Genomic DNA, 17,575 nt, shown 5'->3' with positions numbered 1-17,575 from the left:
GAGTAAATAAGTTAATAATTGAGGGTACAACTTGTCACTTCCTATTCTGGGATTTTGGGTGTGTGGTAACCTCAATTATCTTCAGATTTTAGGGGGGTGGCAAGTTTTTTGTATTCTAAGCCCTATAAATCAAGATTTTATTAACTTTTTACTATATAAGTTTTGACAATACGTTTCATAATTAGGAGGTGTAAGAATGAAAAAGGAACGATTTATTCCTTTGCTTGCCTGTTCGATCATACTGTTTTCAACCGCTGCCTGCTCATCGACGAATAATACAGGGGAGGTTAATAATAATGAGCCTGTGACAACTGTAGTAACTGAAGATTATCCAAGTTACTCCAGCATAGAGAGTTTGGCGCAAAGAGCGGATACTATTATTAAAGGAACTGTGTTGAGTTCTACGGTGGAAGAGATTAACGATCTGATCGAAACGGATTCTAAGGATGAGAAACTCAATCCTGGAGGAAAGCCAGATGATGTCAGTAACATCTATACCGTTTATTCCGTTAAAATAGCTGATGTTTATAAAGGCAATTACCACGTAGGAGACACAATTGAAGTTAAACAATTAGGGGGTAAGATCGGAAATACATCAGTTATTACAGATGAGAAGGTCGATATTAAAAATGAAAGGGATTACATTTTTTTCTTAGAAACCTATGAGAATGTACCTGCAAGTCTTTTAAATCCTATCCAAAGTTTATATCTCTATGAGTCAGTAGCCGAAAAATCGATTGACAAAGCAAAAATCACAAGTGCGCATCAAGATAATCAATTGATATTAAACATGGAGTACTTACAAAAAATAAAGAATAAGTCTCAGTGATGATCATAATCTAAAAAATGCCAAGCATCCACTGGGTGCTTGGCATTTTCTTTTCATTATAAAACAGATTGACTGATTCTCCCATCATTTAAAGCAACCCAAGCCTCTACCCACTTTTTCGCTTCTTGCCAATTCTTTACGCGAATGACTTTCTTAGGTGTGGGCTTACGGTTATAAGGTGTATCAAATAAGATCACTGGAATATCTAGTTCTTCCGAAATTGCGACCGCATTATCATGCTTATCTTCAAAAAATAGATCAACATTGTATTTTTTCGCTGTGCTTACTTTATCATGAGAGCCAATTAATTCAATATGATGAAAATCAATTTTCTGTTCATAAAACCATGACTTTGTTACATCCATCACTTTATGACGGCGAGCACTAATAAAATATAATTCATGTTCGTGAAACCAATGGGTCAATACAGATTTTGCCCCATCTGCTAGAGGCGACTGGGCACATATTTCCGATTCTGTATTTATATACCATTCCTGAACGGATTCTTTTGGTAAATCTAAGCAATCTGTTAACTCATACTCGGTTAAATCATCCAGTGTAATGTTTAGTTGAAAAGCTTTATTAATATACGGAATTAATGATGTTGGACATGTAACAGTTCCATCGATATCAATACCAAATCTTTTCTTCATGAAATCTCCTTCCAATCATCCTTGTTGTTTTGTTAAGAAAAGCGCAAGCGCCCGTTTAGCGACGTACAAACCTAAATATAAGGATGAACAGCTAAATTCACGCCGTCCTGGCGCAACGCTGTTCTGACCCACATCCTGTGGGCCTAACGGCTAAGGGTGCGATGTCGATCGCCACGCCAATGGACTCCCATGCTAGGCGCTGGAGTTGGATCCAACTCCAGCCAATTTTCCTTATCTTTTAAGAAAGAGGCTGCCCTTAGACACCCTCTTTGACCTTAGGATTCGCTTCACTTACTTGATTTTCTTCTGCTTGTTTCTTGTAATATTCCTCAGCCATTTTATCAATTTCTTTTTTCAATTCATCGACCATTGTGGCTTCTGGGACCTTTCTTACTGTCTTTCCTTTTTTAAATAATAGCCCTTCACCACGTGCGCCAGCAATGCCAATATCGGCTTCTCTTGCTTCCCCGGGGCCATTGACCGCACAGCCAAGAACAGAAACTTTAATAGGCGCCTTAATGGTTTGCAGGTATTCATCGACTTCATTTGCGATTTTAATTAAATCAATTTCGATTCTCCCACAAGTCGGGCAAGACACTAAGGTGGCCGCATTCGAAATAAGACCGAAGGATTTTAATAATTCTCTTGCTACTTTTACTTCCTCTACGGGGTCAGCACTAAGCGAGATCCTTAGAGTGTTCCCAATTCCTCTGCTTAAAATGGCCCCAAGACCAGCAGCACTTTTGACTGTTCCTGCGAATAATGTTCCACTTTCGGTTATGCCAAGATGTAAAGGATAATCAAATGTTCTTGCCGCTTTTTCATAAGCTTCCATAGCTAGGCGAACATCAGAGGCCTTCATCGAGACAATGATATCATGAAAATCGAGATCTTCTAAAATTTTAATATGGTGGAGGGCACTTTCGACCATTCCATCAGCGGTTGGGTAACCGTATTTCTTTAAAATATGTCTTTCCAAACTGCCTGCATTGACACCGATTCGGATCGGAATTCCTTTTTCTTTTGCCGCTTTAACAACAGCTTCCACTCTTTCGCGTTTCCCGATATTCCCAGGATTGATCCGAATCTTATCAGCCCCGCCCTCAATCGCTTTTAGCGCAAGACGGTAATCAAAATGAATATCAACAACAAGTGGGATATTGATTCTTTTTTTGATTTCTGAGATCGCATTCGCAGCTCTTTCATCTGGACAAGCGACACGCACAATTTGGCAGCCCGCTTCTTCTAAACGTTCGATTTCTCGAACAGTTGCATCGACATCATGTGTTTTTGTTGTCGTCATACTTTGAATAATGACCTGATCTGCCCCGCCGATCGTTAAATTGCCCACTTTCACAGGGCGTGTTTTCGAACGATGTATGATTTCACCCAAGGGTTTTCTCTCCTTTTTATAACAGAAAAGTAGTTTCTTTTAGACTTATATGGACGATAAACTCTTACCTTTCCATTGTAGCAATCTTTTAGCCTATTTGACAATATCCTAAGCTGATTTAGTCCGTTTTGTCAGCATAAATAGGAAATCGATACGTCTCACCAATCTGAATTTCCTCAGGCTTGAGCCCGTTGTTTAAGCGTTCGAAATCATCAATAATCTGATCAATTGAGACAGGAAGTGAGTCTTGTTGATTTTCTTCCAGGATGGAAATAACTGTATCACCGGGTCTAACTTCCTTTTCAAACATATCTTTATCCTGATTTTGAATGATTTCTACATCCTCTCGAGAGCCGGAATTTGCTGAAAGTGCGGGAAGTACCCCAACTGTTAAGTCATGATACATGCTATATATAATGATGAAACTAGCGATAATAACCATTATTTTTTTCATCGTTCATCATCCTTTCTATCATCGTGATCTATATCTATGATAGAAAGGTTGGGATTATGAATGTTTTTTAGGCCGAGGTAGCTTTAATATAGTAGCGAAAATATAGATAGCAGAAATGGCGAGATCATAGAGTGTTCCAAAAGCGATAGTAATACCGAACAGGGGAAGGAGACCAAATAGTACGGTTGGTAGAGTGATGCAAAAAGCGGTCAGCCTCCAACCATTCCGATAAGGCAATGAGCGTTTCAAACCTTTTGCAAGAATGCCAGCGACTCCAGCTAAAAAAGATATCTTAATAAAAAGGATGCCCGTATATAATATAAATGTAAAAATAAGATAGAGTGGGATGATAATCACAAGGCTCCCCCTATCAAAATGGGGGGTTAAGTGAGAAAAATCTCTCTCAATAAAGAGAAGTTTCATCATAGCCGGTAGAAAATAGAATAAAACAAGCAAAAATACATATTGAATCGTTTTTCCAATACTTAAAAATCGGAACTTTGCTATATCTTTAAAAGAATAGAATGATTGATAAAATAGGGTAAAGAGCGATTTTTTTTTCATATTCTTCCCTTCCGCCTCTGTTTCATGAGATATAATTTGATTTGCTGTTAAGGTTATTATCGTCGGGATTGAATCAGTATTCAAGAAAAAGGATTAATTCAAACAATTTTGAGCAAATTAATTGAATCCGGTTTCCCAATTTGTTAACCTAAAATTGGAAACCTTGAATCGCTGAATGATTCAAAATATTACATAGGGAGGAATTATGAATGGCTTACGAATTACCGCAATTACCTTATGGATATGATGCACTGGAGCCTCATATTGATAAGGAAACAATGAACATTCACCATACGAAGCATCATAACACGTATGTAACGAATTTGAACAAGGCTCTTGAAGGGCATGAAGATTTGGCAAGTAAATCTGTGGAAGATTTGATCGCAGGTATTGATTCTGTTCCTGAATCGATTCGTACGGCTGTGAGAAATAATGGTGGTGGACATGCAAACCATTCATTGTTCTGGACATTAATGTCTCCTGATGGTGGCGGTGAACCAACAGGCTCATTGGCCGAAGCCATTAATAGCAAATTTGGTAGTTTTGATAAATTTAAAGAAGAGTTCCAAGCAGCAGGTGCTGGACGATTTGGTTCCGGTTGGGCTTGGCTAGTTGTTAATAATGGAGAGTTAGAGATCACAAGCACTCCTAACCAAGATAACCCATTGATGGAAGGGAAAAAACCAATCTTGGGTCTTGATGTTTGGGAGCATGCATACTATTTGAAATATCAAAATCGTCGCCCTGAATATATGAGCGCATTCTGGAATGTAGTCAATTGGGATGCTGTACAAAAACAATATGATGCAGCAAAATAGATAACTGTGTTTCAGTCAAAAAGGCTGTCGGGATCATCCCGACAGCCTTTTGTGCGCGTTACTCTCCCTATTCAAAATTCACAAAGTAAGAGAAGTAAAGTTCTCTGCTTTTTGAAGTATATTTCTCCTTTCTTCACTAAAGATAAAGAGAAGAAAAGGGGAGTTCTTTTATGTTTAAACTCAAAAACCTTTACAGTGGAATAGACATAACGAAAGATTTAATATTGCTGCTAGCGGTTGGAGGACTGTATTCCCTCAGCATTGCCTTGTCTAACACTTTTGTGAATGTTTATTTATGGAAACAATCAGGAAGCTATATTGACCTCGCGATATACAATCTCTCTGTTGTGGTTATGCAGCCACTCACTTTTATTTTAGCTGGAAGATTAGCGAAAAAAATTGACCGCGTGATTGTCTTACGTATTGGCGTGATTAGTTTGGCCTTATTCTTCATTGCTGTTTTACTTTTTGGAGAAAAATCGGCCGATTATTTAGTGATTTTAGGTGGGTTACTCGGAATTGGTTATGGGTTTTACTGGCTTGCTTTTAATGTATTAACGTTTGAAATCACTGAGCCGGAAACAAGGGATTTTTTTAACGGATTTATGGGAGCGTTAACCTCTTCAGGGGGAATCATTGGCCCGATTACAGCAGGTTTTATTATCACCCGCTTCACCTCTAATATTGGGTATACGATCATATTTGCCATCTCGCTTGCTTTGTTTTCGGCTGCTGTTGTCACGAGCTTTTTTCTTAAACGTCGCCCTTCCTCAGGTCGTTATTTATTTGTGAAAATTTTTCGTGAAAGGAAAAGGGATCGAAATTGGAAACTTGTCACCAATGCTCATGTATTACAAGGAATTCGTGAGGGGACGTTTGTCTTTGTTATATCTGTTTATGTCTTTGTTGCAACCAATGATGAATTAGCTTTGGGTACCTATGGCATGGTCCATGCAGGGACCGCCTTTATTATGTATTCCATTGCCACAAAATTGATCAAAAAAGACAAACGCAAGCAGGTCATGCTGATAGGTGGAGTAATCTTATTTGCGGCTATATTTTTAATCTTCAAGGATCCCACCTACACCCGGCTACTCATTTATGGAGTGGTGATTGGGATTGCTTATCCTTTAATGCTTGTTCCTTATTCTTCTATTACCTATGATGTAATCGGAAAAAGCTGGAAAGCAGCTGAAATGCGTATTGAATATGTGGTTGTAAAAGAATTATTTTTGAATGCGGGGAGAGTAACCTCGATTGTCCTCTTTATTATTGTGACAAAAATCGTAAATCAAGAAACGGCCATACCGGCTCTATTACTCCTATTCGGAATTGGTCATACTTTAGCTGCCTTGCTTCTGCAAAAGTTGGAAACAGATTCAATAGAAGTGACGTGAATTAAGACTGGCTTATCTATGGTTTTTCTTTTACAATAGAAGGAGGGATTTTAGAGGAGAAAGGGCTGGATCAGTTGAAAAAGAATAAGAAGAAAAAGACGCATATTCCAGTTCGGATGAATTTATTGTTTTTTGCTGTCTTTATTCTCTTCGCGGTCTTAATTTTTCGTTTAGGGGTCGTGCAAATTGTTCATGGGGAAGATGCGAAACGGAAATTAGATAGAACAGAAGATGTAACGGTCAAAACGAGTGTGCCAAGGGGATTAATTTATGACCGCAATCACCAACCAGTAGTAGAAAATGAAGCGGAACGGGCGATTACATATACGGCTCCGAAAAAGTTCGACCAGAAAACAACACTGAAAACGGCAAGGAAATTAGCGAAGCTGATCGATAAAGATACAGATAAAGTGACAGAATTAGATAAGATTGATTTCTGGTTAATGATTCATCCTGACGAAGCGAAAGCAAAAGTGACCAAAGAAGAATTGGGAAAATTGAAAGATGATAAAATACTCGAATTGCAAAGGGAACGTGTAACAGAAGATGAATTGGCCACACTAACAGATGATGACTTAGAAGTGCTGGCGATTTATCGCGAATTTACCAAGGGCTATGCCCTAGATCCGCAAATTGTAAAAAATAAAGATGTCTCACTGGAAGAATTTGCAAGGGTCAGTGAAAATCTCGGTTCACTCCCTGGAGTAGACACAACAATGGATTGGGAAAGAACGTATCCATACGAGGATACATTGCGAACGATTTTAGGGAGAGTCACTTCTGGTCTTCCAGCAGAGAAATTGAATTATTATGAAGCGCATGGCTATAGCCGTAGTGATCGAGTGGGACAAAGTTATCTTGAACAACAATATGAGGATGTATTGCGCGGCCAAAAGGAAAAAGTAAAAAGTGTGACGAAATCCGGACAAATCTTGGAAACAGAACTTGTTTCGGAAGGGTCACGCGGCAAAGACCTTGTACTCACAACCGATATGGAACTGCAGCAAAAGGTTGACCAAATTATTGAAGAAGAATTAAGAAAAACAAAAGCCAAGTATGGGACTCATTTATTAGATCGGGCTTTTGTGACCCTAATGGATCCTCATACAGGTGAAATCCTAGCATTGTCTGGAAAGCAGTATACGTATGATGAGGACGAAAAAAAGTATGTATTCAGCGACTTTGCTTCTGGTAATTTCACAACGGCCTATGCACCGGGGTCTGCGGTGAAAGGAGCAACAGTATTAACGGGCTTTATGACAGGGGTTAATTCGCCAGGTAAAAGGATATATGATGAACCAATAGTTTTTAAAGATGGAACAAGAAAGAGTTCTTGGTTCAATAATGGTTGTTGTAATCAATCTTTGGATGAAAAAACGGCCTTAATGAAATCTTCGAACGTTTATATGTTTAAAACGGCAATGCTTATTGGTGGATATCAATATCAACGTGGCGATTACCTTGGTATTGATAAGTTTAAGGCGTTCGAAAAGATGCGTTATTATTTTAGTCAATTTGGACTCGGTGCTATGACTGGCATTGATTTGCCGGGAGAAATGTCAGGGTATAAGGGAGATCCCAAAAATAATGAAGCGGGTAAAGCTCTTGACTTCGCTATTGGACAATTTGATACCTTTACTAATTTACAGCTTGCCCAATATGTGTCAACGATTGCCAATGGCGGCTATCGAATGCAACCACATATTGTCAAAGAAATACGAGAGCCAGGGAATGAAGATGGAAAAATTGGTCCCATTGCTCAAGAGATTCAACCAAAAGTTTTAAATCGAATTGATGCTACTAACAATGAAATTAAAAGTGTGCAGGAAGGTTTTTGGCGGGTTGTTCATTACCAAGGAGGAACCGGAACTGCGTTAGGGAAAGGTGAGTATAAGAACCTTCGAATTGCAGCGAAAACAGGAACGGCAGAAACATTTGATCAAGGACAAAGCGTATGGAATTTATCATTAGTCGCATACGCTCCGTACGAAAATCCTGAAATTGCAATGTCAATTATTGTGCCATCTGCCTATATTAATCAGCCAAACGTATCCAATACGATTAATACCGATATTGGGAAACGTGTTATGAAAGCCTATTTCGATTTGAAAAAAGAACGAGCCAAATAAAAGAAAAGCCTATCCTCTATATTTATTATGAAGGATAGGCTTTTCTTGCGGGATAGGAAAGTATAAAAATTGGCTAATGTTTGGATCTAGCTCCAGGCGCCATCGGCTCGAGGTCAAATAACCTGAGACAATAAAAGTCAAGACCGGACTTTTATTGTCTCAGAACATTTGCTTGTCGCCGATAGGCGGGCGCCTTGCGCTTTTCTTAACATTATTGTTGTTTTGTTAAAACATTAGCCACATCATGATAGGACATTTCTTTCGTCACTTCGAAAGTTCCTGTTCGAATTTTTGTTTGTAATTCTTTTGCCTCTAGATAGTCATTGAAATCTTCGGAATCCTGGATAACTCCCGCCGTTTTTAACTGTTCACTAATTTCCTTCGATGACATTCCTTCTTCGATGGTAAATTGAAAGCTCTTGGATTGGTCCTCGGCTGCCTTGTGTTGATCCTTTTGAGCTGCCTTTTCATGTTTCGACTCAAGCTCCTCATATTTTTTCTGCCAATCACGGACCTCATTTTGCAGCTTTGCATATTCAGCTTGATCGATTTCAGTTTCACCTGATTGAACAGGGTTCGTTGTTTGTTTGATGGGTTCTGGGTTCAGATATTGATACCCAATCAAGCACAGGGCGGAAAGCAATAAACCTAAAGCGATCCCTCTTGTTCCTCTTTTATCCACGCTGATGTCCTCCCACTGCTGCCTCATATGTTTTAATAATCTGTTGCACCTTATTCATAGGCAGAGAGGATTGCTTGGAGATTTGGCCAAGATTAAGTCCTTGATGATAGAGAGCGATCACCTGATTTTTTAATATTTCATTCGGTCTGTTCACCTGATTTTGCTTCGGTAAAGGACCTTGTAAATCCGTGATTAACAACTCTTCTTCTAATACCTTCACTCTTTTTTTTAATAAATAATTTTCTTGTAACATTTTCATGGATAATTGTTCCATCTCTTTTTCTAAAGCTTTTGTTTTATCCGGTTGAAAGAGAGAGACAAGAAAAAGTAAAATGGCTAAAGATAATAAAATGATGACCAATATATTCATAATCCACCTCGTGCATTGTTTACTTTATTTATATCACAAATCGACAAATCCCTCCATTGCAAAAAAGGAACTGGAATTTCTCGTGTTTTAATGCTATTATATAAAAGTCGTATGGACAGTGAAGAATGTACTTAGTTTGGAGGGAAAGACATGCGCGTTAATATTACATTAGCCTGCACAGAATGCGGTGATCGTAACTATATTTCAACAAAAAACAAGCGTAATAACCCTGACCGTCTTGAGTTGAAAAAATATTGTCCCAGACTTAAACGTGTTACTTTGCACAGGGAAACAAAATAATTGCCGGTGAAAAACGTCAGAACCATTGGAAAACCAGTGATCCTGGCGTTTTTTAATAAAAAAATAGGAGCAAGGTCATGGAGAAAAAGTTAGTAAGACAGCAGATTATGAAGGATTTGCAAGCATTGGACCCGCTACTATACCAAGATTTTTCCTATCAAATTAGTCAACGTTTGTTGGCAACAGAAGAATGGAAAAAGGCACAAACAATTGGAATAACGGTGTCCCAATTTCCCGAAGTGGATACTTGGCAAATCATCCGCATGGCCTGGAGACAAGGAAAAGTGATCGCGATACCAAAATGTAACCCTGTTCAAAAAACAATGCTGTTTTATCCCATCAACGCTTTTGCGCAAATGGAAAAGGGGTATGCGGGGTTATTCGAGCCACTGGAAGCAGGCAAAAAACCAATAAGCAAGCAAAAGCTCGATTTATTACTGGTCCCAGGACTTGGATTTACAAAAGAAGGCTATCGACTTGGATTTGGTGGCGGTTATTATGATCGATTTTTAATCAATTATCACGGGCATACCATTGCACTGGCTTTCACCAATCAATTACAAGATAAAATACCGATTGAAAAATATGATCTTCCTGTGCAACAAATTGTCACAGAAAACCAAATTATCCACTGTGAACCAACTAAATTCGCATAAAATGGGACGTTAATGCCAAGATAAAGGGAGGAGGGATTTTGATGAAATCACTTTTCAGGTTATGCTTGGCATCTATTTTAGTGATGTTTATCTTTTGTTATCGGAAAAAAATGGTCCATTTCATTCGGGATAATCGCTATGTAGAAATTTACTTACACATTTTTTAGCGAGACTGTCTGGTGAAACATAATATGGAATAAGCGGTGCTGGCCTTCACAATGCCAGCTTTTATTGCGATTGTTTAATCGGTATCATTTCTGCTATAGTAAGAGATAAGAAAACTGTCTCTTGAGGTGAATGAAAGAAGGGAAAAAGGGTTTGACAGGACGCGAACATTATTTGTTTTGGCGATTGGCCCATTTTTTTATGGTGGAATGTGGGTATCGTTTGATTCGATTAAATAAACAGCAAACAGAAATGTGGTTTGAAAATAGTCAGTATAAATCGGCACGTGTGGTACGGCTTGTTAAATCACAAATGGGCTGGTCCAATTGGCTGAATCGAGATCAACAGCATACGGCTGCACAAGCGGAAAGGCTGAGGAAGCAGTTATTTACAGGAAATTTAAATGTCTTAAATTTATATATAACGGAATATCCACCTGTTGATGCGGATCAACTTACTTATGAAGAAAAGAGCGGTAGAACAAAGGTATCTACTGTATTAATGACAAGAGGAAATGTAAAGGAATCAACCGAAAATTTGGGAGTCTTAATGGGAAAGAAGGTAGATTTGCAGATCAAGGACGAATACAAGGAAACGGAAGTCCTTTTCTTGGCACAGGCGGTGATGAATAAAGCCTCGCAAAATGAAAAAGCTGTACAGCAATTTTTTTCCGCTTCCAAGCCACTTTTTACATATATATTTATAGCGATCCAAATCATCATGTTTTTCTGGTTAGAAATGAATGGAGGTAGTAAGAATCCTGAAACCTTAATTCGATTTGGTGCCAAGTTTTCCCCGCTTATTTTAGAAGGGGAATGGTGGCGATTGATTACACCCGTATTTCTCCATATTGGTTTCATTCACCTATTTATGAATACGCTTGCCCTTTATTATTTAGGTACGGCGGTTGAAAGGATTTTTGGACGAATTCGCTTTGTTTGGATTTATTTGTTTTCTGGTTTCATGGGAACGCTTTTTAGCTTTGTATTTACTCCAACCTTAGCCGCGGGAGCTAGTGGCGCTATTTTTGGTTGTTTTGGTGCCTTATTATATGTAGGCTTTGCTTCTCCACAATTGTTTTTTCGCACAATTGGCAAGAATGTACTCATTTTAATTGGCATTAATCTAGTTTTTGGGTTAATCGTACCAGGAATTGATTATTCTGGGCATATTGGCGGTTTAGTGGGTGGCTTTTTAGCAACTGGACTTGTTCATTTTCCTAAAAAGAAAAGGTGGAAAAGCCAAGGAATGTTCATTATAATATTAGGGCTGTTCACGGGTTTCATGTTATACTACGGCTATCATGTTATTTATTAATACAATGATGGGATGAAAAATGAAAACATTTTATGATGTCCAGCAATTGTTAAAGAAATTTGGTCATTTTCTTTATATGGGGGACCGAATTCTTGATATGGAAATGATGGAAACAGAAATAAAAGAAATGTATCTATCCGGACTTATTTCCAAGGAAGATATGCATGAAGCGTTATCGGTATTAAGAAATGAAAGAATTCAAGAAAAAAAGAATAGAACGAAAAGTAGGGGATGAAAATGAGAGAAATTTTAGCAGGGATTGATATTGGGGGCACCTCCATTAAGTTGGCTTTTTTTTCTGAAGAAGGTGACATTGTAACGAAATGGGAAATACCCACGAATAAAGCAGATGGTGGAAAGGGAATATTTGAAGATGTGAAAAAGGCTGTTTCCGAAAAACTAGAGAAACTCCAGATTCCTTATGAAGCCCTAAAGGCGGCAGGTGTTGGTGCACCGGGCCCCGTTGACACAGAAAAGGGCATTCTTGATGGAGCTGTCAATATTGGCTGGAAAGACAATTTTCCCCTTCGCGATCTTATGCAATCTGCACTTGAGGTCCCTGTTGTGATCGAAAATGATGCCAATGCAGCTGCTCTTGGAGAAATGTGGAAAGGAGCAGGTGCTGGAGCGAAGGACTTAATTTGTGTCACACTTGGCACTGGTGTAGGTGGTGGCGTCATTGTCAAGGGAGACATCATTCATGGTGCAAATGGGGCTGCCGGAGAAATCGGGCATATTACATCAGTACCGAGAGATGGCTATATGTGCAATTGTGGCAAGGAGGGTTGTTTAGAGACCGTAGCCTCCGCAACGGGGATTGTTCGTTCAGCAAAAGACAAATTAGCTATATATGAAGGAGATTCCATTTTAAAGAAACAACTTCAGGAAAATGGGGATATATCTGCGAAGGATATTTTTGATGCTGCAAAAGCCGGTGATGTTTTGGCAAATGAAACAGTCGCTCTATTAGCGGATCATTTGGGCTTAGCGCTTGCGAATATAGGAAGTGTCTTCAATCCGGAAAGAATAGTCATTGGCGGCGGTGTTTCGAAAGCCGGTGATTTTCTGATTAACGAAATAAAGCAAGCATTTAATCGCTATGCATTTAAGCCAGTTATGGAATCAACGGAATTTGTGTTGGCCCAACTTGGAAATGATGCTGGAATTGTTGGAGCAGGATGGCTCGCTGCAAATAAAATCTGATGAAGCAGCAATGTGATGAAGACGACTTACATTTAACAATCAAAACTCTATAATTACAAAAAGATGAAGATTAGATAAAGGGTGAGAAGAATACATTCTCGCCCTTCCCGTTTGTTTTGACATGTATATATATAAAGTAGGCCCTAATTATGTCTAAAGTATGAATAATAAAGTAATCGGATAAATAGTGAAACTTTTATGTTTTTTAAACGTCTATATTTAAGAGGATGTCCAAAAATTTGGTAAAAATGAGAGATTTTGCATAAATATGGTAGAGCATAGGCTGCGAAATAGTTTAGGAGGTTTAGTAAAGTGAGTAAGTTGAAAAAGGCCAATATCGTACTTCCAGTGATAGCTGCCTTTTTGCTTTGGATTAAAACGTATATTGTCTATAAAACGAGTTTTTCGATCACGATTGAAAACTTCATGCAAGAGATGATTTTGATCATTAATCCTATTAGCTTTTTATTATTCGCGTTTGGTCTCTCGCTATTTTTTAAAACGGAGAAAGCTAAATCTCGGTATATTCTTTTAACTAGCTTTATATTAAGCTTTGTCGTATATGCAAATGTAGCTTTTTATCGGTTTTTCACTGACTTCTTAACTCTGCCGGTATTGTTTCAAACAAATAATTTTGCGGACTTAGGTGACAGTGCAGCAACAGAAATTCATTGGTATGATTTTCTCTATTTTCTGGATGTTGTATTTTTGTATTATCTGACCCGGTATTATCGGAAACATGCAGAATTTACGCCAGTAAAAAAAGCAAATCGCCGGGCTTATTTTTTAATTGCTGCTGCGATCTTGTTCCTTAATATTGGTCTAGCGGAAGCGGAGCGCCCACAGCTCTTAACTCGAACATTTGACAGAGAGATGTTAGTGAAAAATTTAGGAACATTCAACTACCACTTATATGATATCTTTTTACAATCCAAATCTTCGGCACAAAGAGCAATGGCGGATGGGAGTCAGTTAGTAGATATTGAAAATTACGTGAATGCTAATTATGTAAAACCTGATCCAGAAATGTTCGGGATCGCTAAAGATCGAAATTTAATCGTTATATCGCTGGAGTCTTTACAAAACTTTGTGATTCATAATGATATGAATGGAGAAACAGTGACACCATTTTTAAATGAGTTAACGAAAGATAGCTATTACTTTGATCAATTTTATCATCAAACAGGGCAAGGAAAAACGTCAGATTCTGAATTTTTATTAGAAAATTCCTTATATCCTTTAGGACGAGGAGCAGTCTTTTTTACACATTCCGGTAATCAATTTGATTCAATGGCACGGAAGCTAGGAGAGAAAGGTTATTATACCTCAACCATGCATGCCAATAATAAAAGCTTTTGGAATCGGGATATTATGTACCAGTCGATTGGTTATGACTACTTTTATTCTGATCAAGATTATGATATTTCACCAGATATTTCCGTTGGATGGGGGATGAAGGATATTCCATTCTTCGAACAATCTGTTGAGCTGATGAATGCAATGCAACAGCCATTTTATACGAAAATGATTACTTTAACCAATCACCACCCGTTTACATTAGATGAAGAAGATAAATTTATTGATGAGTATGATTCAAACAGTGGTACATTGAATCGTTATTTTCAAACGGTTCGTTATATGGATGAAGGAGTAAAACAATTTTTTCAAAAACTTAAAGACGAAGGCTTATATGAAAATTCTATTATCGTTATGTACGGAGACCATTATGGAATTTCAGAAAATCATAATGTAGCGATGGAGCAATATTTAGGGAAAGAGGTTACTCCATATGTAAGTGCTCAGCTTCAACAAGTTCCCTTGTTTATTCATATTCCAGGGATAACAGATCAAGGACATGGCCAAACCATCTCTAAGGTAAGTGGCCAGATTGATTTAAAACCTACCTTGCTCCATTTAATGGGAGTCGAGACAAAGGATGATATTGCATTTGGGCAGGATTTATTTTCACCAAACCATCAAGATTTTACTGTTTTTAGAGATGGCAGCTTTATAACGAGCGAGTATGTATATACTCGAAACACTTGTTATTCTAAGGAAACGGAAGAGCCTGTGGAAGAGACTTTTTGTGAACCATATAAAGAAAAAGCAAATAACGAATTGGGTTACTCCGATAGTATCATTAATGGAGACTTATTAAGATTTTATGAGAACGACCATTAAGGACGGAATCGGTTGAATTTTCGTCACTCCCCAACTCCATGTTGCGGGAGTTTTTTTGGAAAAAGGAGAGGGGAGTGGAAATGAGGAAAAGAATATTGACTTTGATGATCATGATCAGTTTTATTGTATTAACAGGCTGCACTCTTTTGCAGAGCGATTTTCCCCCTCCAGGATCTAAAACCGATCCAAGCCCTGAACAAAAAGAAGGGGAGAAAGAGCCTTCACTGATTCCTCTGGATTTAGATATAGATGAATTTGAAAATATCTATGGCTGGATGGACAACCAAACCATTTTGTATTCCTTTGTGAGGCAGGGAAAATATCATCTCGCAACCTATCATCTTTATAAGGGTGAGTCGAAAGTCATTTTCACTTCTGATTCGCCTTTTCATAATATTCTTATTCATAAAAGTAAAGAAATGCTCCTTATACATACTTCACAAAATTCCCAATCCGCTAAGGTTTATTTCATTGATGATGCAGGAGATGTGAAATTTTCCACGTCTATTGAATCCCATGAACTTGCTTTTGAATGGAATGAGGAAAACGCAAATTTAATGATGACCACAGCTTTTTTTGAAGACTGGTCTTACAAAAGTTTTGCTGTTGATGTTGGCGATAAATCCATTCAGGAACTGGAAGGGATTCACCCTTTCGTAAAATGGTTTGGGGAAGATCATATTTTGGTCCAAGATTGGAATCCTGAGCAACCAAATCTTTTTGCTCCTCTTGTTAAACAATCACTCTCTGATCCGTCACAAAGGGAAGTGATTTTTAATCACCTGTACCGGTTTGATGTCTTTTCAAATTTGCTTATGACCATTGAGGTTCCTGATGTAGACTCCGAGCATATGGAGTACCACTTTTACGATTCATTATTAAAGCCGATAGGGTCTTCCATTCAAGTACCAAACTTAACTCAATATTCCGATTGGCTGATTCCGTATTATGATTATCTAGAGGAAAATGAGACATTTCTTACCTTTGTTGCAAAACATCATGAAAATGCAGATGTTTATACAGAAGGTTTTCAACTCGTAGCCTATCATCTAAAGCAACAACATAAGGAAATTTTATTTGAGGATATGGAAAACAAACCCATTATTTGTTCTCCTAATGGGGAATTATGTTTATATGGGCATCAATTGGAGGAATTATTGAATCTAAAAACAGCGGAAAGGTTGAAATTGATTCATTGATCAAAAATAAAAAGGTGCAAGATTGTATACCTTGCACCTTTTTAATCGAATTTTTTTACTTAGGTAATGAATCGGGAAGATGGATAAGTGTTGCAATAGCAAAAAATCCAAAAACCGCTAGTGTTCCCACACCAAATAAAATTCCAAGGATATTCTTGTTTTTTAAGGCACTAATGGATCCAAATACGGCTAATAATGCGACTAACAAAAAAATAATGGCTGTACCCATGTATAAGAAACTCCCTTCTGTAGGCTTAATCAATTTTTTTATTATGTAATGAATTCATTCATACTTACATCTATTTTATAGCTTTTTCATCCGTTTGTCGAGTGGCAAAAATGACACTTCTTTGAAAGCTCTGCTATTCATAGTATATACACGGATGGCTGTACTCATTCAAAACATTTTAAATCCTAGAAGGGCGATGGTAAAATGAAGATAATTTGATAAAGGGAGGTTAAAATTCTTGAGATGGATCCAAATTCCACTAGGTCCCTTACAGACGAATTGCTATCTACTGATAAACCCAAATAATGAATGTATACTATTCGATCCGGGTGATCAAGGGAAAGAATTAAATGAATACATAATGAAGCAGGAGCTTCAGCCACTTGCGATTCTTATGACACATGCACATTTCGATCATATCGGAGCGATTGATGATGTTCGAAACCACTGGGAGATTCCTGTGTATCTCCATCAATTAGAGCGGGATTGGCTATCGAATCCTTCATTGAATGGATCTGCTCATTATGGGGAAACCATTACAGCACAACCTGCAGATCATCTATTATCGGCAGAAGATAGTTTGAAAATTGGGTCATTTTCTTTTGAACTGTATCACACACCTGGGCATTCGCCGGGAAGTCTCTCCTATTATGTGAAAGAGGCAAAAGCTGTCGTTGCCGGAGATACTTTGTTTGCAGGTAGTATTGGCAGAACAGATTTACCGGGAGGGGATCATGATCAGTTGTTGTCTAGTATCCATCAATCCTTATTGAAATTGCCTGAGGAAACAGAAGTATTGCCTGGTCATGGACCTATCACAACGATTCAAAAGGAAATGGATGAGAATCCATTTTTATAAGGAAAAGCGAAGGGCCTTAGCTCATAAAAAAGACTGCATCGTCATGACATGCAGTCCTTTTTAGGTGCGCCCGGCATGGGCTATAACTTGGTGGTGAAAGTCCACTACAGGCTTGGCAGTAGGAACTGTTAGCCAAAGGCAAGGGTGTCCATCGTGAGGTGTGAATCTGAAGGAAGC

19 protein-coding genes are annotated in these 17,575 nt (G+C 38.2%); 12 read left to right on the top strand and 7 right to left on the bottom strand.

Going from position 1 to position 17,575, the window contains the following annotated elements; translation table 11 throughout:
* The first annotated feature begins 196 nt into the window (after positions 1–196).
* Positions 197–829: a hypothetical protein gene (locus tag MUB24_RS21615; RefSeq protein WP_244707596.1), complete on the top strand. Its 633-nt coding sequence runs from the start codon at positions 197–199 to the stop codon at positions 827–829.
* 56 nt (positions 830–885) lie between these two features.
* Here the strand turns inward: MUB24_RS21615 and MUB24_RS21610 are convergent, their stop codons facing one another.
* The 4 genes from MUB24_RS21610 to MUB24_RS21595 all read right to left on the bottom strand — a co-directional run bounded on the left by MUB24_RS21610 (position 886) and on the right by MUB24_RS21595 (position 3,893).
* Positions 886–1,482, bottom strand: coding sequence for a hypothetical protein (locus MUB24_RS21610; protein WP_244707595.1), 597 nt, complete (start codon positions 1,480–1,482; stop codon positions 886–888).
* A 256-nt stretch (positions 1,483–1,738) separates the two neighbouring features.
* Positions 1,739–2,875, bottom strand: a complete 1,137-nt coding sequence (ispG, locus tag MUB24_RS21605) for a flavodoxin-dependent (E)-4-hydroxy-3-methylbut-2-enyl-diphosphate synthase (RefSeq protein ID WP_280517112.1) — start codon at positions 2,873–2,875, stop codon at positions 1,739–1,741.
* A gap of 118 nt (positions 2,876–2,993) precedes the next feature.
* Positions 2,994–3,329 carry a hypothetical protein gene (locus tag MUB24_RS21600; protein WP_244707594.1) on the bottom strand — a complete coding sequence of 112 codons (336 nt, stop codon included), beginning with the start codon at positions 3,327–3,329 and terminating at the stop codon, positions 2,994–2,996.
* Positions 3,330–3,383: 54 nt separating this feature from the next.
* Positions 3,384–3,893 (bottom strand): DUF1189 family protein, encoded by a 510-nt coding sequence (locus tag MUB24_RS21595; protein ID WP_244707593.1) that lies wholly within the window; start codon positions 3,891–3,893, stop codon positions 3,384–3,386.
* A 209-nt stretch (positions 3,894–4,102) separates the two neighbouring features.
* Between MUB24_RS21595 and sodA the strand changes: the two genes are divergently transcribed.
* The 3 genes from sodA (at position 4,103) to MUB24_RS21580 (ending at position 8,237) form a co-directional block, all read left to right on the top strand.
* Positions 4,103–4,711, top strand: coding sequence for a superoxide dismutase (gene sodA / locus MUB24_RS21590; RefSeq protein WP_244707592.1), 609 nt, complete (start codon positions 4,103–4,105; stop codon positions 4,709–4,711).
* Between the two features lie 170 nt (positions 4,712–4,881).
* Positions 4,882–6,108, top strand: coding sequence for an MFS transporter (locus MUB24_RS21585; protein WP_244707591.1), 1,227 nt, complete (start codon positions 4,882–4,884; stop codon positions 6,106–6,108).
* 74 nt (positions 6,109–6,182) lie between these two features.
* A complete protein-coding gene (locus tag MUB24_RS21580; protein ID WP_244707590.1) occupies positions 6,183–8,237 on the top strand; it encodes a peptidoglycan D,D-transpeptidase FtsI family protein in 2,055 nt (684 codons plus the stop codon).
* A gap of 211 nt (positions 8,238–8,448) precedes the next feature.
* Here MUB24_RS21580 and MUB24_RS21575 read toward each other — a convergent pair whose 3' ends face one another.
* Together MUB24_RS21575 and MUB24_RS21570 are read right to left on the bottom strand one after the other, a co-directional pair.
* Positions 8,449–8,919 carry an endolytic transglycosylase MltG gene (locus MUB24_RS21575; RefSeq protein ID WP_244707589.1) on the bottom strand — a complete coding sequence of 157 codons (471 nt, stop codon included), beginning with the start codon at positions 8,917–8,919 and terminating at the stop codon, positions 8,449–8,451.
* A complete protein-coding gene (locus tag MUB24_RS21570; RefSeq protein WP_244707588.1) occupies positions 8,912–9,289 on the bottom strand; it encodes a hypothetical protein in 378 nt (125 codons plus the stop codon). The genes MUB24_RS21575 and MUB24_RS21570 overlap by 8 nt, the downstream gene beginning before the upstream one ends.
* 150 nt (positions 9,290–9,439) lie before the next feature.
* Between MUB24_RS21570 and rpmG the strand changes: the two genes are divergently transcribed.
* The 7 genes from rpmG to MUB24_RS21535 all read left to right on the top strand — a co-directional run bounded on the left by rpmG (position 9,440) and on the right by MUB24_RS21535 (position 16,310).
* Positions 9,440–9,589, top strand: a complete 150-nt coding sequence (rpmG, locus tag MUB24_RS21565) for a 50S ribosomal protein L33 (protein ID WP_207452736.1) — start codon at positions 9,440–9,442, stop codon at positions 9,587–9,589.
* 77 nt (positions 9,590–9,666) lie between these two features.
* The gene (locus tag MUB24_RS21560) at positions 9,667–10,245 is read left to right on the top strand and encodes a 5-formyltetrahydrofolate cyclo-ligase (protein ID WP_244707587.1); all 579 of its coding nucleotides are present in this window, start codon (positions 9,667–9,669) and stop codon (positions 10,243–10,245) included.
* Between the two features lie 318 nt (positions 10,246–10,563).
* Positions 10,564–11,727 carry a rhomboid family intramembrane serine protease gene (locus MUB24_RS21555; protein ID WP_244707586.1) on the top strand — a complete coding sequence of 388 codons (1,164 nt, stop codon included), beginning with the start codon at positions 10,564–10,566 and terminating at the stop codon, positions 11,725–11,727.
* A 19-nt stretch (positions 11,728–11,746) separates the two neighbouring features.
* Positions 11,747–11,962 (top strand): YqgQ family protein, encoded by a 216-nt coding sequence (locus tag MUB24_RS21550; protein WP_244707585.1) that lies wholly within the window; start codon positions 11,747–11,749, stop codon positions 11,960–11,962.
* Positions 11,963–11,964: 2 nt separating this feature from the next.
* The gene (locus tag MUB24_RS21545) at positions 11,965–12,930 is read left to right on the top strand and encodes an ROK family glucokinase (protein ID WP_244707584.1); all 966 of its coding nucleotides are present in this window, start codon (positions 11,965–11,967) and stop codon (positions 12,928–12,930) included.
* Between the two features lie 312 nt (positions 12,931–13,242).
* Positions 13,243–15,111 carry an LTA synthase family protein gene (locus MUB24_RS21540; RefSeq protein ID WP_244707583.1) on the top strand — a complete coding sequence of 623 codons (1,869 nt, stop codon included), beginning with the start codon at positions 13,243–13,245 and terminating at the stop codon, positions 15,109–15,111.
* An 80-nt stretch (positions 15,112–15,191) separates the two neighbouring features.
* Complete coding sequence (locus MUB24_RS21535) at positions 15,192–16,310, top strand: YqgU-like beta propeller domain-containing protein (protein ID WP_244707582.1); 1,119 nt, start codon at positions 15,192–15,194, stop codon at positions 16,308–16,310.
* Positions 16,311–16,365: 55 nt separating this feature from the next.
* Here MUB24_RS21535 and MUB24_RS21530 read toward each other — a convergent pair whose 3' ends face one another.
* The gene (locus MUB24_RS21530) at positions 16,366–16,539 is read right to left on the bottom strand and encodes a DUF2759 domain-containing protein (RefSeq protein WP_244707581.1); all 174 of its coding nucleotides are present in this window, start codon (positions 16,537–16,539) and stop codon (positions 16,366–16,368) included.
* 238 nt (positions 16,540–16,777) lie between these two features.
* Between MUB24_RS21530 and MUB24_RS21525 the strand changes: the two genes are divergently transcribed.
* A complete protein-coding gene (locus MUB24_RS21525; protein ID WP_244707580.1) occupies positions 16,778–17,398 on the top strand; it encodes an MBL fold metallo-hydrolase in 621 nt (206 codons plus the stop codon).
* Positions 17,399–17,575 lie beyond the last annotated feature (177 nt).

The organism is Lederbergia sp. NSJ-179, assembly GCF_022867885.1.
Classification (GTDB): Bacteria; Bacillota; Bacilli; order Bacillales; family Bacillaceae_C; genus Lederbergia.
The sequence above is the reverse complement of the archived record's forward strand: the minus strand, read 5'-3'. Positions and strand labels throughout refer to the sequence as shown.